Here is a 20,629-nt window from a genome sequence, read left to right on the forward strand (position 1 = left end):
TTGCGGTGAGCGCAAGGCCGATCACGGGCGGCCAAACAAGCGCCGGGGAGTTTGTACTCTTTGCGGCGCAGGGTCTGGATCATAGCACCGGGGGTGCGGCAAAACCACGCAACAACTGTGTGGAATAGAGGTTCCAGAGCGTTTTGGAATAATCCTCAGGTGCTGATCAATTGATAGGCCACGCTGAACATCATCACCGCCACCAGCAGGTCCAGCAGGCGCCAGGTTGCCGGGCGCGCCAACCACGGGGCCAGCCATGCGGCGCCGAGGGCCAGGGCGGAAAACCACAGGAACGAAGCGCTGGCGGCGCCTGCCACATAGGCGCCCGGTTCGGTTTGCTGGGCGCCGAGGGAGCCGATCAGCAAAACGGTGTCCAGGTACACGTGCGGGTTGAGCAAGGTCACGGCCAGGGCACTGAGCATCACCGCGCGTAATGAGCGCACCTTGTGGCCTTCGCCTTGGCCCAGGCTTTGTTTAGAACAGGCGCGGCGCAGGGCCAGGGCGCCGTACCACAGCAGGAACGCCGCACCGCCCCAGCGTGCAACGGCCAGCAACAACGGGTTATGCGCCAGGACCGTCGCCAGGCCAAACACCCCGGCGGCCACCAGCAGTGCATCACATACCACGCACAAGGCTGCCACCGGCAGGTGATGCTCGCGACGCAGGCTCTGCGCCAATACAAACGCGTTTTGTGTACCGATGGCCATGATCAGCCCCAAGGCGACCAGCAGGCCGTTCACATAGCTTTGCCACATAGGGTTTACTCCGCGTTCGCTGCCAGTTGTTGCAACACAGCCATCGCCCGCTCGGCATCGTCGCGGCCGACAAACAGGTGATCGTGGTAAAAGCCGGCGATCACATTGCAACTGATCCCGGCACGCCCCAGGGCGCTGGCGAAGGCGGCGGTCAAGCCGACGGCTTCCAGGGCCGAATGCACATTCAAGGTAATCCACGCCGCCACGTACTCGAAGGCGAGGCCGGCCTGCTCGGCCTGTTGGCGCTCGACAATCACCGTCAACCCTTCCTGTTCGCGAAAGCTGCCGATCACCTCGCAGTCGGGCAGGCGGTTGTCGGCCAGGGTGCAGAACACATAGTCGCCCGCGTTGAGTTGTGGGCTCATGCTGCGCAGCAGGGTTGCCAGGGCGGTTTCGCCAGCCATTGGGAGATCCTTGAAAGAAGATAGACACGGGATGCTGGTCATTCTCCGGTCTGGCGCTGTATAAGAAAAACAAATATTGCTCATCGCTCATTAGGAAAACTGATGTTCGACTATAAATTGCTTTCTGCCCTGGCGGCGGTGGTGGAACAGGCCGGTTTCGAGCGCGGCGCCCAGGTACTCGGGGTGTCGCAATCGGCGATCTCCCAGCGCATCAAATTGCTTGAAGCGCGCATCGGCCAGCCGGTACTGGTGCGGGCGAGCCCGCCAACGCCCACGGAAATCGGCCGGCGCCTGCTCAACCATGTGCAGCAGGTGCGCCTGCTGGAGCGCGACCTGCAAAGCCAGGTGCCGGCGCTGGATGAAGAGGGTATGCCCGAGCGCCTGCGCATAGCCCTCAACGCCGACAGCCTGGCGACCTGGTGGGCCCAGGCGGTGGGCGACTTTTGCGCCGAGCAGCATGTGTTGCTGGACCTGGTGGTGGAGGACCAGACCGTCGGCCTTAAACGCATGCGCGCCGGCGAAGTGGCGGCCTGCGTCTGCGCCAGCGAGCGCCCGGTGGCCGGTGCCCGCAGCCTGCTGTTGGGAGCCATGCGCTATCGGGCGCTGGCCAGCCCGGCGTTTATCGCCCGGCACTTTCCCGGCGGAGTGCGAGCGGAGCAATTGGCACGCACCCCGGCGCTGGTGTTTGGCCCGGATGATTTTTTGCAACATCGCTACCTGGCATCGCTGGGCGTGGACGGCGGTTTCGAGCACCATTTATGCCCGTCCTCCGAAGGCTTTATCCGCCTGACCGAGGCCGGCCTGGGCTGGGGGCTGGTGCCGGAGTTGCAGGTGCGTGACCAGTTGCAGCGAGGCGTGCTGGTGGAGCTACTGCCAGATAAACCCATCGATGTGCCGTTGTACTGGCATCATTGGCGCAGTGGTGGGCAATTGCTTGGCTTGTTGACCGAGCATCTGGCACGGGCGACTGGTCAATTGTTGGTGCCGTTGGAGTGACTGTCGGCGTCAACGCAACGGCGATGAAAAATGAAAGAGCACGGAGTAACACATGAAAATTCTGGTCACCGGCGCAAGCGGCTTCATTGGCGGACGTTTTGCGCGTTTTGCCTTGGAGCAGGGCCTGGACGTGCGGGTCAACGGGCGACGGGCCGAAGGTGTCGAGCACCTGGTACGGCGCGGCGCCGAGTTTATCCAGGGTGATTTGAATGATGCGGATCTGGTACGCGACCTGTGCCGCGATGTCGAGGCTGTGGTCCATTGTGCCGGCGCCGTGGGAGTGTGGGGGCGTTATCAGGATTTCTATCAGGGCAATGTGCAGGTCACTGAAAACGTGGTCGAAGCCTGCCTGAAACAACGGGTCGGGCGCCTGGTGCACCTGTCGTCGCCATCGATCTATTTTGATGGCCGCGATCACCTGGGGCTGACTGAAGAGCAAGTGCCCAAGCGCTTCAAACACCCCTATGCGGCCACCAAGTACCTGGCCGAGCAAAAAGTCTTTGGCGCCCAGGAATTCGGTCTTGAAGTGCTGGCCCTGCGCCCGCGCTTTGTCACCGGTGCCGGTGATATGAGCATCTTCCCGCGCCTGTTGAAAATGCAGCGCAAGAACCGCCTGGCCATCGTCGGCGACGGCCTGAACAAGGTCGACTTCACCAGCGTGCACAACCTCAACGAGGCCCTGCTCAGCAGCCTGCTGGCCACGGGTTCGGCGCTGGGCAAAGCCTACAACATCAGTAATGGTGCGCCGGTGCCGGTGTGGGACGTGGTCAACTATGTGATGCGTCAGATGGAAATGCCCCAGGTCACCCGTTACCGCTCCTACGGTTTGTCCTACAGCGTCGCGGCGCTCAATGAAGCCTTTTGCGCGATGTGGCCGGGGCGCCCGGAGCCCTCCCTGTCACGCCTGGGGATGCAGGTGATGAACAAGGATTTCAGCCTCGATATCAGCCGTGCGCGGCACTACCTCGACTATCAGCCCAAGGTCAGCCTGTGGACTGCCCTCGATGAGTTTTGTCACTGGTGGAAAGTCCAGGAACCGGGGTCCAGGTAGAACCGGCAACACCGGGAACCGATTTTTCGGTTGCGGCTCGACCAAGGTGACGGGTCAGGGGTTTATACTCGCGCCGCTTGTTTTTTTTGTGGGGTTATTTCAAGGTTGATTCATGCGTAACGATACTAAAGACGACTTCGACAATGTGCCGAGCCTGCGTGCCGACGTTGGCGACGACGATGATTTTGTGCCAACTGCTGCCACGTCCATGCGTTCGCGCCCGGCCCCAGTGGTCAAGGTCAAGAGCGCCAGTACCGGGCCGTTGTGGGCCCTGGTCGGCGCGTTGTTGTTCGCCTTTGCAGGCCTGGCGTGGTGGAGCTTCCAGCAGATTTCCCTGATGGGGCAGCAACTGGTGGCGACCCAGGAGAGCTTTGCACGCATCAGCGAAGAGGCCGCTGGCCGTTTGCAGGATATTTCCGGCAAGGTGGTGGCCAGCGAAGCCAGCGTCAATACCGGCAGTGAAGCGCTGAAGCTGCAAATCAAGCAGTTGGAAAGCCAATTGCTGGAACAGGGCAAGCAGCAGTTGGGCGTGGCGGGCCAGGCCACTGACCTGGACCAGCGCCTGGCGCAGATGAGTGCCAGCACCACGGAACTGACCACCGCCAATACCCAGTTGCAGGCCCAGGTGCAAACCCTGGCGAGCGAACTGACGGCCCTCAAGGCTGCACAGGTTGAAGCTGGCAAGTTGAATGCCGAAGTCAAGGAACTGACCACGGATGTGGCGGCCTTGAAGAAGCAGGGTAATCCGGCCACGGCCATTGCCCGCCTGGAACAGGACCTGTTGGTGATCAAGAGCGAACTGGACAATCGTGCGGCCACCGAAGGGCCGTCGAATAAAGAGTTTGACGTGTTCCGCATCCAGACCACCCGCAACATCACCACCTTGCAGACCCAGATGCAGAACCTGCAACGGGAAATGAGCGCACCGGTCAAGTTCACGCCCCTGGGCCAGTAACCCCATTATTTTTGTAGGCGCCGGCTTGCCGGTGCCTACAAATGTCACTGTTCGGTGACATTTCCCATCCCTTTCGTTACATGTCCCTTCTCGGCCCTTGTTTAGACTGCGGTCATCCCACAAAAACAAAAAGGGCGACCCATGACCATCCAACCACTGCCTGCCAGCAGTTGGCTGAACGCACCAGCCCATCACGCCTGGCTTGCCGCCGAAGGCCAGCGCCTGCTGGCGTTTGCCAAGGCTTCCCGGCTGCCTGACGGCTTCGGCAACCTTGACGACCAGGGCCGCCTGCCCATCGATGCCCGTGCCGAAACCATGAACACCGCCCGAATGACCCACAGCTTCGCCATGGCCCACGCCCAGGGGCTGCCGGGGTATGCCGAGCTTGTGGAACACGGGGTTGCCAGCCTCGGCGGCCCGTTGCGTGATGCCTTGCATGGCGGCTGGTTTGCCGTTTCCGGTGCAGCAGATGGCAATACGGGCAAGGCCGCCTACCTGCACGCCTTTGTCGCCCTGGCCGCCAGTTCTGCGGTGGTGGCCGATGCTCCCGGAGCGCAAGCCTTGCTGGCGGATGCCATCCACATCATCAACCAGCATTTCTGGTGCGAGGAGGAGGGCGCCATGCTCGAATCCTTCGCCCAGGACTGGAGCGGCGAGGAAGCCTATCGCGGCGCCAACAGCAACATGCACGCCACCGAAGCCTTCCTTGCCCTGGCCGATGTCACCGGCGATAACCTCTGGCTGGGCCGGGCGTTGCGCATCGTTGAGCGAGTGATCCACCAGCACGCTGGCGCCAATGAATTTATGGTGATCGAACATTTCGACCGCTACTGGCAGCCCCTGCACCGTTACAACGAAGACAACCCGGCCGATGGCTTTCGCCCCTACGGCATCACCCCCGGCCATGGGTTCGAATGGGCGCGCCTGGTGCTGCACCTTGAAGCTGCGCGCCAGCAGGCGGGGCTGGTCACGCCCGGCTGGCTGCTGGACGCTGCCAAAGGCCTGTTCGCCAGTGCCTGCGAACATGGCTGGTCGGTGGACGGTGCCCCGGGCCTGGTCTACACCCTGGACTGGCACTCTCGCCCGGTGGTGCGCGAGCGCCTGCATTGGACCCACGCCGAAGCCAGCGCGGCTGCCCAGGCGTTGCTCAAACGCACGGGCGAGTGGCATTACGAGGTTTGGTACCGGCGGTTCTGGGAGTTCTGTGAAACCCGGTTTATCGACCGTGTCCATGGCAGTTGGCATCACGAACTTGATCCGCAAAACGTGCCCGCCAGCAAGATCTGGGGCGGCAAGCCGGACCTGTACCATGCCTGGCAGGCGGTGTTGCTGCCTGGGCTACCGTTATCGCCAAGCATGGCCAGTGCGCTGGGGGCCGGTTGTTATGTCACCAAGTGGTGACATTTGCCCGTCCCTTTGTTACGTGCCTGGCAAAAAACCCTGTTTAGAATCCTATGCAGCGCAAGCTCCAGACTTGCATGCATAACAACAAGAAAAAGGTACTCAGATGAACGCGATTAATCGCCTCGCCGTTGCTATTTCCATTGCCTCGTTGTTTCCCCTCAGTGCTTTTGCCGCCGACTCGAAAGGGACGGTTGAAGTTGTGCATTGGTGGACCTCGGGCGGTGAGAAGGCGGCGGTGGATGTCCTGAAGGCCCAAGTTGAGAAAGACGGCTTCACCTGGAAAGACGGGGCTGTTGCAGGTGGCGGCGGCGCCACCGCCATGACCGTGCTGAAAAGCCGCGCGGTCGCCGGCAACCCGCCAGGCGTTGCCCAGATCAAGGGCCCGGACATCCAGGAATGGGCGTCCACCGGGCTGCTCGATACCGACGTCCTCAAGGACGTGGCCAAGGCCGAGAAGTGGGATGGCCTGCTCGACAAAAAAGTCTCCGATACCGTGAAATACGAAGGCGATTACGTGGCCGTGCCGGTGAATATCCACCGCGTCAACTGGCTGTGGATCAACCCGCAAGTCTTCAAGAAAGCCGGCATCACCAAAAACCCTACGACCCTCGAAGAATTCTACGCTGCCGGCGACAAGCTCAAGGCCGCAGGCTTCATCCCGCTCGCCCACGGTGGCCAGCCTTGGCAGGACAGCACGGTGTTCGAAGCCGTGGTGCTGTCGGTCATGGGTGTCGATGGCTACAAGAAAGCCCTGGTCGACCTCGACAACGCAGCCCTGACCGGCCCGGACATGGTCAAGTCGCTGACTGAACTGAAGAAAGTCGCGACCTATATGGATGCCGACGGCAAGGGCCAGGACTGGAACCTGGAAGCCGCCAAGGTCATCAACGGCAAGGCCGGCATGCAGATCATGGGTGACTGGGCCAAGAGCGAGTGGACAGCGGCCAACAAAGTCGCCGGCAAGGATTACGAGTGCGTAGCCTTCCCTGGCACCGAAAAGGCCTTCACCTACAACATCGACTCCCTGGCGGTGTTCAAGCAGAAAGATGCCGGCACCTCGGCCGGTCAGCAGGACATTGCCAAAGTGGTGCTGGGCGAGAACTTCCAGAAGGTCTTCAGCATCAACAAAGGCTCGATCCCGGTGCGCAACGACATGCTCAGCGATATGGGCAAGTACGGTTTCGACGCCTGTGCCCAGACCGCTGCCAAGGACTTCCTGGCGGATGCCAAGTCCGGTGGCTTGCAGCCAAGCATGGCGCACAACATGGCGACCACTCTGGCGGTACAGGGTGCGTTCTTTGATGTGGTGACCAACTTCATCAACGACCCGAAAGCCGACCCGGCCGACACTGCCAAGAAGCTTGGCGCAGCGGTCAAGTCTGCCAAGTAACCCTTGGAAGGCTGGGCTTGAGTGTGGGAGCGGGCTTGCCCGAGATGCAGGCGCCTCGGTGTATCAATGACACCCAGGTGATGCCATCGCAGGCAAGCCAGCTCCCACCTAAAGCCGGCCCCCACTAGTCCCTTATTCCTTGCCCTGGATTTTCCCATGAGTTCTGTTGCTGTGTTCAGCAAGGCCTCGCCGTTCGATGCATTGCAGCGCTGGCTCCCTAAACTGGTGCTGGCGCCGAGCATGTTCATCGTTCTGGTGGGCTTCTATGGCTACATCCTGTGGACGTTCGTGCTGTCGTTCACTAACTCGACGTTCCTGCCGACCTATAAGTGGGTAGGCCTGGCGCAATATGCGCGCTTGTTCGACAACGATCGCTGGTGGGTGGCGAGCAAAAACCTGGCGCTGTTTGGCGGCATGTTTATCGGCATCACCCTGGTGATCGGCGTGCTGCTGGCGGTATTTCTCGACCAGCGCATCCGTCGCGAAGGCTTCATTCGCACTATTTACCTGTACCCGATGGCGCTCTCGATGATCGTCACCGGTACCGCCTGGAAATGGCTGCTCAACCCCGGCATGGGCCTGGACAAACTGCTGCGCGACTGGGGCTGGGAAGGCTTTCGCCTGGACTGGCTGATCGACCCGGACCGCGTGGTGTATTGCCTGGTGATTGCGGCGGTATGGCAAGCCTCGGGCTTTATCATGGCAATGTTCCTCGCCGGCTTGCGTGGGGTTGACCAATCGATCATCCGTGCCGCGCAGATCGACGGTGCGAGCCTGCCGCGCATCTACTGGAGCGTGGTGCTACCTAGCCTGCGTCCGGTGTTCTTCAGTGCGGTGATGATCCTCGCGCACATCGCGATCAAGAGCTTCGACCTGGTGGCTGCTATGACGGCCGGTGGCCCAGGTTATTCGTCCGACCTGCCGGCGATGTTCATGTACTCCTTCACCTTCAGTCGTGGCCAGATGGGCATGGGGTCGGCCAGTGCGATCCTGATGCTCGGTGCGATCCTCGCGATCATTGTGCCTTACCTGTACTCCGAGCTGAGGACCAAGCGCCATGACTAGTCTCGCCAAACCTTCCATCAGCTTCAGCCGTGTCGCGATCCATGCGGTGTTGATCCTGGCCGTGGTGCTGTACCTGGTGCCGCTGGTGGTCATGCTGCTGACCAGTTTCAAGACCCCGGAAGACATCAGCACCGGCAACCTGCTGAGCTGGCCGACGGTGATTACCGGTATCGGCTGGGTCAAGGCCTGGGCCACGGTGAACGGTTACTTCTGGAACTCGTTCCTGATCACCGTCCCGGCAGTACTGATCTCCACCACCATCGGCGCATTGAACGGCTACGTGCTGGCGATGTGGCGTTTCCGTGGCTCGCAGTTGTTCTTCGGCCTGTTGCTGTTCGGCTGCTTCCTGCCGTTCCAGACCGTCTTGCTGCCAGCCTCGTTCACCCTCGGCAAGATGGGCCTGGCCAGCACCACCACCGGCCTGGTGTTTGTGCATGTGGTCTACGGCCTGGCGTTCACCACGCTGTTCTTCCGTAACTACTACGTGAGCATTCCGGATGCGCTGGTCAAGGCGGCACGCCTGGATGGCGCAGGATTTTTCACCATTTTCCGTCGGATCATTTTGCCGATGTCGACCCCGATCATCATGGTCTGCCTGATTTGGCAGTTCACCCAGATCTGGAACGACTTCCTGTTTGGCGTGGTGTTCTCCAGTGGTGATTCGCAGCCGATCACGGTGGCGCTGAACAATCTGGTCAACACCAGCACCGGGGCCAAGGAATATAACGTTGATATGGCGGCGGCGATGATCGCCGGGCTGCCGACCCTGCTGGTCTATGTGGTCGCAGGCAAGTATTTCGTGCGCGGTCTCACGGCCGGCGCGGTCAAGGGGTAATCATGGCTACGCTCGAACTTCGCAACGTAAACAAGACCTATGGTGCCGGCCTGCCGGACACTCTGAAGAACATTGAACTGTCGATCAAGGACGGCGAGTTCCTGATCCTCGTCGGGCCCTCGGGCTGCGGTAAATCCACCCTGATGAACTGCATCGCCGGCCTGGAAAACATCAGCGGCGGCGCGATCATGATCGGTGACCAGGACGTCAGCGGCATGAGCCCCAAGGACCGGGACATCGCCATGGTGTTCCAGTCCTACGCGCTGTACCCGACCATGAGCGTGCGCGAGAACATCGAATTCGGCCTGAAAATCCGCAAGATGAGCCAGCCGGCCATCGATGAGGAAGTGGCGCGGGTGGCCAAGCTGCTGCAGATCGAGCACCTGCTCAATCGCAAGCCAGGCCAGCTCTCGGGCGGCCAGCAGCAGCGGGTGGCCATGGGCCGGGCCTTGGCGCGGCGGCCGAAGATCTACTTGTTCGACGAACCGCTGTCCAACCTCGATGCCAAGCTGCGCGTCGAGATGCGCACCGAAATGAAACTGATGCACCAGCGCCTGAAAACCACCACGGTCTACGTGACCCACGACCAGATCGAAGCCATGACCCTGGGCGACAAAGTGGCGGTGATGAAGGACGGCATCATCCAGCAATTCGGCACGCCGAAAGAGATCTACAACGATCCGGCCAACCTGTTTGTCGCCAGCTTCATTGGCTCGCCGCCGATGAACTTCATTCCCCTGCGTTTGCAGCGCAAGGAAGGCCGCCTGCTGGCCCTGCTCGACAGCGGCCAGGCGCGTTGCGAGTTGCCGCTGGGCATGAGCGATGCGGGTCTTGAAGAGCGTGACGTGATCCTCGGCCTGCGCCCGGAACAGATTGTTTTGGCCGCCGGTGAAGGCAATGGTTTGCCGAGCATTCGTGCCGAGGTCCAGGTCACTGAGCCCACCGGCCCGGACACCCTGGTGTTCGTCCAGCTCAATGACACCAAGGTCTGCTGCCGCCTGGCGCCGGATGTGGCACCGCAAGTGGGCGAGAGCCTGACCTTGCAGTTCGATCCGGCCAAGGTGCTGCTGTTTGACGCCAAGACCGGCGAGCGCCTGGGCACTGCCGCCTCGCAACCGCTGCAACACGCCGACAACGTCACCCAATTCAAGGGCCGCTGAAGATCAATAACTGTAGGAGCGAGCTTGCTCGCGAAAAACGTGAGAGCGCCGCGTTCATCCAAGATGCCCGCGTCAGGGTTAACGATCTTCGCGAGCAAGCTCGCTCCTACAGGGATGCATGTTTCAGATAAAAATAGATGTAAACCGCGTTAGATAAAAACAGTTAATAACAATAAAGACGAGGATGTAGGGATGAAAAAGCAACACAACAACACCCGGCTGATCTGCCAACTGTCAGCGGCAGCAGCCCTGGTCTTGTCTGCCAATGCGATGGCGGACGATGCCTTCAGTGCCGACTCCAAGTGGATGACCGGCGATTGGGGCGGTGAGCGTACCAAGCTGATCGAGCAAGGTATCGACATCAAGGCTGACTACGTTGGGGAGGCAGGCTACAACGCGCGCGGCGGCTACAACGATGACAAAACCGGGCGTTACGCTGACCAGTTCGGACTTGGGGTCGCGCTGGACCTGCAAAAACTCTGGGGCTGGGACAACACCCAGGCCAAGATCCAGATGACCAGCCGTAATGGCCGCAACATCTCCAATGACCGTATTGGCGATCCGCGTGCCGGCACCTTGAGTTCGTCGCAAGAAGTGTATGGCCGTGGCCACATGGTGCGTCTGACCCAGTTCTGGATCCAGCACCAGATGTTCGACAAAAAACTGGACGTGAAGCTCGGTTACTTCGGTGAAGGCGAAGACTTCAACACCTTCCCGTGCGAGTTCCAGAACCTGTCGTTCTGCGGCTCCCAGGTCGGTAACTACGTCAACACCTGGTACAACTGGCCGGTCAGCCAGGCCGCTATCCGCGTGAAGTACCACATCACCCCTGAGTTGTATGCGCAGATCGGTGCGTACAACCAGAACCCATCGCAGCTGGAGCACGGCAACGGCTTCAAACTCAGCGGCAGTGGTACCAAAGGTACGGTGATTCCGGTGGAGTTGGTCTGGTCGCCGAAGGTCAATAACCTGCCGGGCGAATACCGTGTGGGTTACTACAAGAGCGCCGCGGATGCGCCTGATGTGCGTGAGGACGTCAACGGTAACGATGCCGCCACCACTGGCGCTGACTACCGCACCCGCAGCAGCAAGAAAGGCTACTGGTTCGTTGCGCAACAGCAACTCACCACCCATAACGGCGACGCGTCTCGTGGTCTGAATATCGCGGCCAACGCCACGTTCCACGACAAAGAAACCAACACCGTCGATAACTACCAGTCGATCATGCTGGTGTACAAAGGCCCATTCGACGCGCGTCCAAAAGATGACGTAGGGATTGGCGCCGCACGTCTGCACGTCAACGAAGATGTGAAGAAAAACGCCGAGCTGCGCAACATTTCCAACGGTGTGAGTGACTACGACAATGCGCGGTTCTCGCCTCTGCGCGAAACCGAGTACAACTTCGAAATCAACTACGGCTTCCACGTCACCAACTGGCTGACCGTGCGTCCCAACCTGCAATACGTTGTCCAGCCGGGCGGCGTGGATAAAGTCGATAACGCGCTGGTGGCCGGCCTGAAAATTCAGTCGGTGTTCTAACGCTGTTGCGATAAGCTCCTTCTCTCTGTGCGCATTTGCGGGTAGCCATGGCTATCCGCTTTTTTTTGCTGTAGGAGCGAGATTGCTCGCGAAAAATTCAAGGGCACCACGTTCATTCTGGATGCCTGCGTCATCGTTGAAAACCTTCGCGAGCAAGCTCGCTCCTACAGGTATGTACACATTTGCGCGACATGATTATCAGGACTGTGGCACATGCATGAGCAACCGCTGCAACGCTTTTTCAAATCCCTGCGCGAGCAACCGGTGTTTGCCTGGGAGCGCTTTCAGATGCGCGACGTGTTGGTGATCGACCACCCGTTGTGCCAGGCGGTGTTCAGTCGCCAGGGCGCACAGTTGCTGCATTTCCAGCCCACAGGCCAGAAACCCTGGCTGTGGTGCGCGGCCAAGTGGCCGCAAGTCGGGGCGATTCGCGGTGGCGTGCCGGTGTGCTGGCCGTGGTATGGCCGTCATCCCAGCGAAAATGCCTGGCCGTCCCACGGTTGGGCGCGCCTGATCGACTGGAAACTGCTCGACAGCAGCAGCGATGACGACGGCGTGCGCCTGCACTGGCAACTGCAACTGTGCGACTGGCAGGTCGACCTGCACGCGCACCTGGGCGAAAGCCTGGAACTGCGCCTGAGCACCGAGCATCAGGATGAGCTGCCGTGCCAATTGAGCCACGCTTTGCACGCTTACTGGCGTATTGGTCACGTTGATGAGATAGCGCTGTCTGGGCTAGACGGGGCGCAGGGTTACGACCAGTTGAGCCGTCAGGCCTGCCAGCAGGAAGGTGAGTTGCGCGTCGATGGCGGCTGCCAGCGGGTGTTCCAGCATGAGGGCGAACTGCAGATCAAGGACCATGCGTGGCAGCGCGAGTTGTGCATCGATACCGGCGACAGTGCTAACACCGTGGTCTGGCATCCGGGCAGCCGGCCGCTGCTGGGGGTGAGCTTTAACGAGGCGTCGGGGTTTGTGTGTGTGGAGTCGGCGATGGCCGGGGCCAGCCTGGCGCCGGGGGAGAGGGCGCATTTGAGTTTGCAGGCCCGGGCTGGGGTTTAGTGGTGTTGCTGATGCCCTCTTCGCGAGCAAACCCGCTCCCACATTTTTGATTTGTGAACACATTCGAATGTGGGAGCGGACTTGCTCGCGATAGGGCCGGCCCTGCTGGAGGAGATTCCAGCTTTAGTTGAACTCATCCCCCACCGGATACCGGCTGTCATTCAAGCTCTCCTTGATCTTGCGCAAATGCGGCTGGAAATCTACGCCGCGGCGCAAGGTCATGCCAGTGGCCAGCACATCCAGCACCGTCAACTGAATGATCCGCGAGGTCATCGGCATATAGATGTCGGTGTCTTCCGGCAACGGAATATTCAGGCTGACCGTACTGGCCTTGGCCAGGGGCGAATTCTCTGCGGTCACGCCCAGCACCGAGGCGCCGTTTTCCCGGGCGATGCGCGCCACTTCCACCAGCTCGCGGGTACGGCCGGTGTAGGAAATGATCACAAACAGCTCGCCGGTATGCGCCACCGAGGCAATCATCCGCTGCATCAGCACATCGGCATGGGCTGTGACCGACAGGTTGAAGCGGAAAAACTTGTGCAGGGCATCCATGGCCACCGGTGCCGAGGCGCCCAGGCCGAAAAAGTGGATCTGCCGCGCCTGGATCAACAGGTCCACGGCCTTGCTGATCAGGTTTGGGTCCAGGGCCTGGCAGGCGCTGTCCAATGAGGCGATGGCGCTGCCAAAGATCTTCTGGGTGTAGGCCTCGGGGTTATCATCGGCTTCCACGGCGCGGCTGACATAGGCGGCGCCACTGGCCAGGCTTTGCGCCAATTGCAATTTCAGTTCAGGGTAGCCACTGACACCGAACGAGCGGCAAAAGCGGTTGACCGTCGGTTCACTGACCGAGGCGGCTTGGGCGAGGGCAGCGATCGAGAAGCGGGTCGCCTGCTGCGGATTGAGCAGGATGACCTCGGCGACTTTTTTCTCGGCCTTGTTCAATTCTTCGAGGCGGTTCCGGATCTGTTCCAGAAGATTTCGCACGCGGTCCATTCAGTCTTTCCTTCGGGCGACGATGCAAATAAGGGCCTGTAATGGGTCGCAGAGCGACCCTTGGCGGTGGCCTATCCTACTGAGGGTAGTTGAACACCACCACTCGCAATGCGTATTTCGGTAAAATGTTGTGGTTATTACTACATTTTCCCTTGAGTGATGCCTTGAAAAAAGGTATTTGTAGCTTAACTTGATAAAAGAACAAACATCATGCCTTCGATAACCGTAGAACCCTGCACCTTTGCCCTGTTTGGCGCCTTGGGTGATCTGGCGCTGCGCAAGTTATTTCCTGCCCTCTATCAACTCGATGGCGCCGGGCTCCTGCACGCCGACACGCGCATCCTGGGCCTGGCCCGTGAGGCCGGTTCCGAGCAGCAGCACCTGGACCACATCGAGCACGAACTGCGCAAATACGTCGGCCAGGAGCTGGACGAAGCCGTGGCCGCGCGCTTCCTGGCGCGCCTGTCCTATGTACACGTCGACTTCATGAAGGCCGATGACTACGTGGCCCTGGCAGACAAGGCCGGTACCGAACAACGCCTGATTGCCTACTTCGCCACCCCGGCGGCGGTGTATGGCGCGATCTGCGAGAACCTGTCCAAGGTCGGCCTGGCGGAAAATACCCGGGTCGTCCTGGAAAAACCCATCGGCTCTGACCTGGAGTCCTCGCGCAAGGTCAACGACGCCGTCGCGCAGTTTTTCCCGGAAAACCGCACCTACCGCATCGACCACTACCTGGGCAAAGAGACCGTCCAGAACCTGATCGCCCTGCGTTTTGCCAACAGCCTGTTTGAAACCCAGTGGAACCAGAACTACATCTCCCACGTGGAAATCACCGTGGCCGAGCAGGTCGGTATCGAGGGGCGCTGGGGCTATTTCGACAAGGCCGGGCAACTGCGCGACATGATCCAGAATCACCTGCTGCAGCTGCTGTGCCTGATCGCCATGGACCCGCCGGCCGACCTGTCCGCCGACAGCATCCGCGACGAGAAGGTCAAGGTGCTCAAGGCCCTGGCGCCGATCAGCCCGGAAGGCCTGACGACCCAAGTGGTGCGCGGCCAGTACATCGCCGGCTACAGCGCTGGCAAGCCGGTGCCGGGTTACCTGGAAGAAGAGAACTCCAATACCCAGAGCGATACCGAGACGTTTGTTGCCTTGCGTGCCGATATCCGCAACTGGCGTTGGGCCGGGGTGCCGTTCTACCTGCGCACCGGCAAGCGTATGCCGCAAAAACTGTCGCAGATCGTGATCCACTTCAAGGAACCGTCCCACTATATCTTCGCCCCCGAGCAGCGCCTGCAGATCAGTAACAAATTGATCATCCGCCTGCAGCCGGACGAAGGCATTTCCTTGCGCGTGATGACCAAGGAGCAGGGCCTGGATAAAGGCATGCAACTGCGCAGCGGGCCACTGCAACTGAATTTTTCCGACACCTACCGTAGTGCGCGGATTCCCGATGCCTACGAGCGGTTGCTATTGGAAGTGATGCGCGGCAATCAGAACCTGTTTGTCCGTAAAGATGAAATCGAAGCCGCGTGGAAATGGTGTGACCAGTTGATCGCTGGGTGGAAGAAGTCCGGTGATGCACCCAAGCCGTACGCGGCGGGTTCCTGGGGGCCGATGAGCTCCATTGCACTGATCACGCGGGATGGGAGGTCGTGGTATGGCGATATCTGATTTGAAACTGCCGCAGGGCGTAACACCCCATGAGTACCGCACGCCGGTACTGCTGGCCGAAGGTTTGGCCAATGACGTGGCCGAACAACTGCGCACGGCCATCAGTGCCCGTGGCGAGGCGACGCTGGTGGTGTCCGGTGGCCGTAGCCCGGTGGCGTTTTTCCAGAACCTGGCACGACAGGGCCTGGACTGGTCCAAGGTCACCATCACCCTGGCCGACGAGCGCTGGGTGCCGGTGGAGCATGCCGACAGCAACGCTGGCCTGTTGAAGAAATATCTGCTGCAAGGCCCGGCGGCCAAGGCCCGGTTCTTGAGCCTCTACAGTGCCGCCGCGAACCTGGACGCGGCTGCCGAACAGGCCGATCGCCTGCTGGCTGAACTGCCGGCGATCGATGTGCTGGTGCTGGGCATGGGCGATGACGGGCATACCGCCTCGCTGTTCCCCAACAGCCCGAACCTGGCCGAAGCGCTGAAACCGGATGGCACCCGCCGTTGCTGGCCGATGCTGGCGCCCAGCGTGCCCCGTCAGCGCCTGACCATGAGTCGCGCCCTGCTGGCTACTGCCAACTACACCGTGTTGTCGATTGCCGGCGATTCGAAACTCAACACCCTGAGCGAAGCGCTGGCCAGTGACGATGTCGCCGGCATGCCGATTCGCGCGTTTTTGCAACCCACTCTAGAGATTTACTGGTGCCCATGAGCCAAGGATCAGCCGCTATGAAAAGCCCTCACCCGACCGTGTCCATGGCGGATAAAGTTGCCCTGATCGACAGCCTCTGTGCCAAGGCGCGGATCCTGCCGGTGATCACCATTGCCCGCGAGCAGGACATTCTGCCCCTGGCCGATGCCCTCGCGGCAGGTGGCCTGACCGCGCTGGAAGTGACCCTGCGTTCGCAGTTCGGTCTCAAGGCCATCCAGGTCCTGCGTGAGCAGCGCCCGGAGTTGGTCACCGGTGCGGGCACGGTGCTCGATCGCACGATGCTGGCGGCTGCCGAAGCGGCGGGCTCGCAATTTATCGTCACCCCAGGCATTACCCGCGACCTGCTCCAAGCCAGTGTCGACAGCCCGATCCCGCTGCTGCCCGGCATCAGCAATGCTTCCGGCATCATGGAAGGCTATGGCCTGGGTTATCGCCGCTTCAAGCTGTTCCCGGCGGAAGTCAGCGGCGGTGTAGCGGCGATCAAGGCCCTGGGCGGCCCGTTTGGCGAAGTGAAATTCTGCCCGACTGGCGGCGTTGGCCCGGCCAACATCAAACACTACATGGCGTTGAAAAACGTGATGTGCGTGGGCGGTAGCTGGATGCTTGATCCGGAGTGGATCAAGAACGGCGACTGGGCTCGCATCCAGGAAGTCACCGCCCAGGCGCTGGCACTGCTGGACTGATTGGATTTACCGAATCGTTGTTGCTGTGCTTCACGGCATTTTTGCGGTGCACTTGGTCGGTGCGCCGCTTTTTTTTGCCTACAGAAAAGCGGTAGATCGCCGCAATCCAAATGTGGGAGCAGGCAAGCCAGCTCCTACTTTTTAATCGGCGTTCAGCCTGGTAATCGCGTTGACCAGCACGCCAATGTCCGCCGCCGAGGTCACCAACCCCGGTGTCACCCGTATGCAGGTACCAAACGCCGCCCCACTGCGCAGGGTGGTAAACAGGTTGTACTCATCGAGCAGTCGATCCGCCATCACCTGCTGGTCGCGCCCGGTGAACTTGAACGCCGTAATCGCGCAATACAACCGTGGATCATCCGACGTCAGCACCTCGACCCCCGGCACTGGCCGTACCTGGCTGACCCACAGATCCCGCAGGTACTTGACCCGTGCGCCCTTGGCCGACGCACCACCCAGGGCCCGATGTTCTTCGAACACCAGCGGCAAGGTCATCAGCGCCGGAAAGTTCGGTGTGCTGTAGGACGTGCGAGCACGGACGTCGGTGGCCGGGTAATGAAACTCGCCCATATCCGGATCGATATCCGCCAGACGCTGCGGGGCAATATAGAGAAAGCCCAGGGTCAGCGGCGCACCGATCCACTTGTGCAGGTTAAAACCGGCGAACGAAATGCCTAGCTGCGCCAGGTCGAAGTCGATCTGGCCAAGCGCATGGGCGCCATCGAGGATCACATCGACGCCATGTTCCTGTGCAGCCTGGGCGATGGCCTCGACCGGCATCACCAGGCCGGTACGGTGGGTGACATAGGTCAGCGCCATCAGTTTCAGGCGTGGGTAGCGGCTGAAGGTGTCGCGATAGGCCTGCACCAGGCTGTCGAAACTGGCCGGGTGGGCGTGGGACACTTCTATCACCTCCACACCCCGGTAGCCGGCGAGCCAGCGCATGGCGCCTTTGACTGTGTCGTACTCCAGGTCGCTGATCAGCACCTGATCACCCGGTTGCAGGCGGTTGTAGTTGCGGATCAGCGATTGCAAGGCTTCGGTGGCATTACGGGTGAAGGCAACGGCTTCAGGATCCGTGTGGATGAGTTCGGCCAGTTGTCTGCGAATCTGCTCATTCTCCCCTTGCTCGAAGCGCTGGCGTACATGCACAGAGTTGCTGCGATTGATAAACGCAACGTGCTCCTGATACTGCGCCAGCACGGCCCGGCTCATACGCCCGAAGTAGCCGTTTTCCAGGTTGATGGGGCCGGGCTCCAGGTCATAGCGCTGGGCAATGGCCTGCCAATAGGCTTCGTCGCGGGTGTTGGGCATGGTCGGGCTCGATTAGTGGCGCGGGGCGGGTTTTCCGTGTTTGGCGCGCAGCGGTTCCAGCAGTTCGGACAGGCCGTTGTGGTCGATTTCCTGCATCAATGCCAGCAGGCCGCCCAACTCGCCGTGGGGGAAACCTTCACGGGCAAACCAGTTCAGGTAAGGGCCGGGCAGGTCGGCAATGATCCGGCCCTTGTATTTGCCGAACGGCATTTCGCGGGTGATCAGCAGTTCGAGTTTTTCAGGGTTCATGCGGGCTTCAGACACTCAGGAAGAAGCCTTGGAAAATACAGGCAATCTGCATGAAGGCCAAATGACAGATCATGCAAATAAAGCGGATACAGATTTTTTGTTATTTATAACTTGCTGAAAAATAAAGATTAAATCTTTATTAAAGACCTGGCACGGGCGCTGCAACTACCTCAATACATTTCTAAACCCGTGAAGGAATTGAAAAATGACTGATATCAACAAAGAATCGATCTCTGTACTCAATGACCTGATCGAGACCAGTAAAGACGGCCAGGAAGGCTTCAAGACCTGCGCAGAAGATATCAAGCATCCAGAGCTCAAGGCGCTGTTCACCAAGCGTTCAGCTGACTGCGCTTCGGCGGCTGCCGAACTGCAGACGGCCGTGCGTGCCTTGGGTGGTGACCCGCAAGAGTCTGGCAGCGTGGCCGGTGCATTGCACCGTGGCTGGGTCGACGTGAAGTCGCTGGTGACTGGCAAGGATGAAGAAGCGGTGCTTAACGAGGCCGAGCGCGGTGAAGACCACGCCTTGAAGGCTTACAAAGAAGCCATCGAGAAGATCAACAAGCACAACCTGGTAGGCATTCGTGACCTGGTTGAGCGTCAGTACCATGGTGCGCAGCGCAACCATGACCAGGTGAAAGCCCTGCGTAACCAGGCTCGCGCCCAGTCCTGAGCCGCGCCGCAGTAACCAATGTGGGAGCGGGCTTGCTCGCGATGGCAGTGTGTCAGTCGACATCTTAATTGACTGATCCACCGCTATCGCGAGCAAGCCCGCTCCCACATTTTGTTTTTTACATGGCCTGAGATAGCGGTGTTTAATCAGCCGATGCTGATGGCCGGCAACTCGGTCAGGGTCACCACCTGTTGCTTGCGTGGCGCCAGGATCTCCGCTTCGCCATCCACCACCAACTCATCGCGCTGGTTGAACACCTGGGTGGCAATCCGCACGCGGAACTTGGGCAGTTTTTCGAGAATTTCCAGACGTACGGTCAGGGTGTCGCCGATTTTCACAGGTTTCTGGAAGCTCATCTGCTGGCCGATATAGATGGTGCCCGGCCCAGGCAGCTCACAGGCGACTGCCGCGCTGATCAAGGCGCCGCTGAACATGCCATGGGCGATACGCTCCTTGAACATGGTCGCTTTGGCGAATTCGGCATCCAGGTGAACCGGGTTATGGTCGCCGGACATGGCTGCGAACAGCTGGATATCGCGCTCTTCCACGGTTTTGCTGTAGGTGGCTTTCTGGCCGACTTCGAGGGCTTCGTAAGGCGTGTTGGTAACCTGGGTCATCTAATCGTGCATCCTGTGGCTAATCGATAATTTTAATTCGTTGATTTTAAACGAAAATATATTTAGGTTCATTCGCAGCGCGCCGGTCGGCGGTGGTTCACGGCCTGGGCTATCCACGCCAGTACATCGGCGGTGACCGCGTCGCGGTTGGTTTCATTGAAGAGTTCGTGGCGCGCTTGCGGGTAGATATTCAACTGCAGGTTCTGGCAGCCGGCATCGCGCAGGGCATTGGCCAGGCTGGTGAGACGCTTGCCCTCACTGACCGGATCACATTCGCCGCCCATCACCAGGATTGGCAGGCCCGGATCAATCTGTTTGAGATTGGACGCTTTGCTGATTTGCTGCAAGCCACCGAGCAGGTCGACCCACAGTTGGTTGGTGCAACGAAAGCCGCACAGGGGGTCGTTGATGTACTTGTCCACTTCGTCCGGGTCGCGGCTCAGCCAGTCGAATGCCGTACGGTTGGGTTTGAAGGCCTTGTTGAACGAGCCAAACGACAGGAACTCGATCAGCGCACTGCGCCCCCGCAGGCCCTGGCGCAGCCGCTCGGCCCGGGCGATCAGGCGGGCGGCGCGGTACAGGGCCACCGGCTGGAAATTCGAGCCACTGAGAATCGCCCCGTGCAGGCTGGCGCTGTGATGCAGCAGATAAGCCTGGGCGATGTAACTGCCCATGCTGTGGCCGAGCAAAATGATCGGCACGCCAGGCGCCTGCTGGCCGATGTGCTGGTTGAGCGCGGCCAGGTCGCCCACCACTTTGCTCCAGCCATCGCGCTCGGCAAACAGGCCCAGGGTGCCTTCATCGGCGGTACGGCCATGGCCGCGCAGGTCCAGGGCATATACGCCGTAGCCGGCATCACACAGGGCCTGGGCCAGGCGTGCATAGCGGCCGCTGTGCTCGGCCATGCCATGGGCCAGCATGATCAACGCCTTGGGTGGCTCGTCCGGTAGCCACTGGTTGACGTACAGGCGGCTGCGATCGTTCGCGCTCAGCCAGAAAGTGGTGTGGTTCATGGCGCTTCCTTTGCTCAGGGTCGTTGCAGTGTATAGCTCATCCGTGGGGTGGCGTCTGATCAGCCCTGGCCTCAGGGGCAAGATTCATACAATCAAT

21 protein-coding genes are annotated in these 20,629 nt (G+C 60.3%); 14 read left to right on the top strand and 7 right to left on the bottom strand.

The genetic code is table 11. The features are described from left to right. Positions 1-155: 155 nt before the first annotated feature. Both FJD34_RS06215 and FJD34_RS06220 read right to left on the bottom strand, forming a co-directional pair. On the bottom strand, positions 156-755 hold the full coding sequence (locus FJD34_RS06215; protein WP_032862549.1) for a LysE/ArgO family amino acid transporter: 600 nt from the start codon (positions 753-755) through the stop codon (positions 156-158). A 5-nt stretch (positions 756-760) separates the two neighbouring features. Further along, positions 761-1,159, bottom strand: coding sequence for an ACT domain-containing protein (locus FJD34_RS06220; protein ID WP_032862550.1), 399 nt, complete (start codon positions 1,157-1,159; stop codon positions 761-763). A gap of 102 nt (positions 1,160-1,261) precedes the next feature. Here FJD34_RS06220 and FJD34_RS06225 point away from each other — a divergent pair, with 102 nt between their 5' ends. The 10 genes from FJD34_RS06225 to FJD34_RS06270 all read left to right on the top strand — a co-directional run bounded on the left by FJD34_RS06225 (position 1,262) and on the right by FJD34_RS06270 (position 12,613). Next, complete coding sequence (locus FJD34_RS06225; protein ID WP_032862551.1) at positions 1,262-2,155, top strand: LysR family transcriptional regulator ArgP; 894 nt, start codon at positions 1,262-1,264, stop codon at positions 2,153-2,155. A 52-nt stretch (positions 2,156-2,207) separates the two neighbouring features. Beyond that, the gene (locus FJD34_RS06230; protein WP_032862552.1) at positions 2,208-3,206 is read left to right on the top strand and encodes an NAD-dependent epimerase/dehydratase family protein; all 999 of its coding nucleotides are present in this window, start codon (positions 2,208-2,210) and stop codon (positions 3,204-3,206) included. Positions 3,207-3,318: 112 nt separating this feature from the next. After that, the gene (locus FJD34_RS06235; RefSeq protein ID WP_032862553.1) at positions 3,319-4,161 is read left to right on the top strand and encodes an ATPase; all 843 of its coding nucleotides are present in this window, start codon (positions 3,319-3,321) and stop codon (positions 4,159-4,161) included. Between the two features lie 141 nt (positions 4,162-4,302). Further along, complete coding sequence (locus FJD34_RS06240; protein WP_090291808.1) at positions 4,303-5,562, top strand: D-mannose isomerase; 1,260 nt, start codon at positions 4,303-4,305, stop codon at positions 5,560-5,562. A 106-nt stretch (positions 5,563-5,668) separates the two neighbouring features. Further along, entirely contained in the window at positions 5,669-6,955 is a 1,287-nt protein-coding gene (locus FJD34_RS06245; RefSeq protein WP_032862555.1) for an ABC transporter substrate-binding protein, read from the top strand. A 156-nt stretch (positions 6,956-7,111) separates the two neighbouring features. Continuing rightward, positions 7,112-8,020 carry a carbohydrate ABC transporter permease gene (locus FJD34_RS06250; RefSeq protein WP_029296391.1) on the top strand — a complete coding sequence of 303 codons (909 nt, stop codon included), beginning with the start codon at positions 7,112-7,114 and terminating at the stop codon, positions 8,018-8,020. Further along, entirely contained in the window at positions 8,013-8,855 is an 843-nt protein-coding gene (locus FJD34_RS06255; RefSeq protein WP_029296393.1) for a carbohydrate ABC transporter permease, read from the top strand. Before FJD34_RS06250 ends, FJD34_RS06255 begins: the two co-directional genes overlap by 8 nt. 2 nt (positions 8,856-8,857) lie before the next feature. Continuing rightward, positions 8,858-10,015 carry an ABC transporter ATP-binding protein gene (locus FJD34_RS06260; RefSeq protein ID WP_032862556.1) on the top strand — a complete coding sequence of 386 codons (1,158 nt, stop codon included), beginning with the start codon at positions 8,858-8,860 and terminating at the stop codon, positions 10,013-10,015. A gap of 192 nt (positions 10,016-10,207) precedes the next feature. Further along, positions 10,208-11,554 carry a carbohydrate porin gene (locus FJD34_RS06265; protein ID WP_032862557.1) on the top strand — a complete coding sequence of 449 codons (1,347 nt, stop codon included), beginning with the start codon at positions 10,208-10,210 and terminating at the stop codon, positions 11,552-11,554. Positions 11,555-11,767: 213 nt separating this feature from the next. Beyond that, the gene (locus tag FJD34_RS06270) at positions 11,768-12,613 is read left to right on the top strand and encodes a D-hexose-6-phosphate mutarotase (protein WP_032862559.1); all 846 of its coding nucleotides are present in this window, start codon (positions 11,768-11,770) and stop codon (positions 12,611-12,613) included. Between the two features lie 123 nt (positions 12,614-12,736). Here the strand turns inward: FJD34_RS06270 and FJD34_RS06275 are convergent, their stop codons facing one another. Next, complete coding sequence (locus FJD34_RS06275) at positions 12,737-13,597, bottom strand: MurR/RpiR family transcriptional regulator (protein WP_169851198.1); 861 nt, start codon at positions 13,595-13,597, stop codon at positions 12,737-12,739. A 219-nt stretch (positions 13,598-13,816) separates the two neighbouring features. Here FJD34_RS06275 and zwf point away from each other — a divergent pair, with 219 nt between their 5' ends. From zwf to FJD34_RS06290, 3 genes are read left to right on the top strand one after another with little or no spacing between them, the layout of a single operon-like run. Next, entirely contained in the window at positions 13,817-15,283 is a 1,467-nt protein-coding gene (gene zwf, locus FJD34_RS06280; protein WP_032862560.1) for a glucose-6-phosphate dehydrogenase, read from the top strand. Next, positions 15,270-15,983: a 6-phosphogluconolactonase gene (gene pgl / locus FJD34_RS06285; RefSeq protein WP_090291806.1), complete on the top strand. Its 714-nt coding sequence runs from the start codon at positions 15,270-15,272 to the stop codon at positions 15,981-15,983. Before zwf ends, pgl begins: the two co-directional genes overlap by 14 nt. Positions 15,984-16,000: 17 nt before the next feature. Beyond that, positions 16,001-16,666, top strand: coding sequence for a bifunctional 4-hydroxy-2-oxoglutarate aldolase/2-dehydro-3-deoxy-phosphogluconate aldolase (locus FJD34_RS06290; RefSeq protein ID WP_065944024.1), 666 nt, complete (start codon positions 16,001-16,003; stop codon positions 16,664-16,666). 141 nt (positions 16,667-16,807) lie between these two features. On the opposite strand, the gene FJD34_RS06295 is transcribed toward FJD34_RS06290, so the two are convergent. Both FJD34_RS06295 and FJD34_RS06300 read right to left on the bottom strand, forming a co-directional pair. Continuing rightward, the gene (locus FJD34_RS06295; protein ID WP_090291803.1) at positions 16,808-17,980 is read right to left on the bottom strand and encodes an aminotransferase class V-fold PLP-dependent enzyme; all 1,173 of its coding nucleotides are present in this window, start codon (positions 17,978-17,980) and stop codon (positions 16,808-16,810) included. Between the two features lie 12 nt (positions 17,981-17,992). After that, a complete protein-coding gene (locus FJD34_RS06300; protein WP_003213031.1) occupies positions 17,993-18,229 on the bottom strand; it encodes a DUF3820 family protein in 237 nt (78 codons plus the stop codon). 205 nt (positions 18,230-18,434) lie between these two features. Between FJD34_RS06300 and FJD34_RS06305 the strand changes: the two genes are divergently transcribed. Continuing rightward, positions 18,435-18,902 carry a ferritin-like domain-containing protein gene (locus FJD34_RS06305; protein WP_032862564.1) on the top strand — a complete coding sequence of 156 codons (468 nt, stop codon included), beginning with the start codon at positions 18,435-18,437 and terminating at the stop codon, positions 18,900-18,902. Positions 18,903-19,048: 146 nt separating this feature from the next. Here FJD34_RS06305 and FJD34_RS06315 read toward each other — a convergent pair whose 3' ends face one another. Both FJD34_RS06315 and FJD34_RS06320 read right to left on the bottom strand, forming a co-directional pair. After that, complete coding sequence (locus FJD34_RS06315; RefSeq protein ID WP_032862565.1) at positions 19,049-19,519, bottom strand: MaoC family dehydratase; 471 nt, start codon at positions 19,517-19,519, stop codon at positions 19,049-19,051. 68 nt (positions 19,520-19,587) lie between these two features. Then, complete coding sequence (locus FJD34_RS06320) at positions 19,588-20,532, bottom strand: alpha/beta hydrolase (RefSeq protein ID WP_032862566.1); 945 nt, start codon at positions 20,530-20,532, stop codon at positions 19,588-19,590. Positions 20,533-20,629: the final 97 nt, after the last annotated feature.

This window comes from Pseudomonas brenneri (assembly GCF_007858285.1).
Lineage (GTDB): Bacteria > Pseudomonadota > Gammaproteobacteria > Pseudomonadales > Pseudomonadaceae > Aquipseudomonas > Aquipseudomonas brenneri.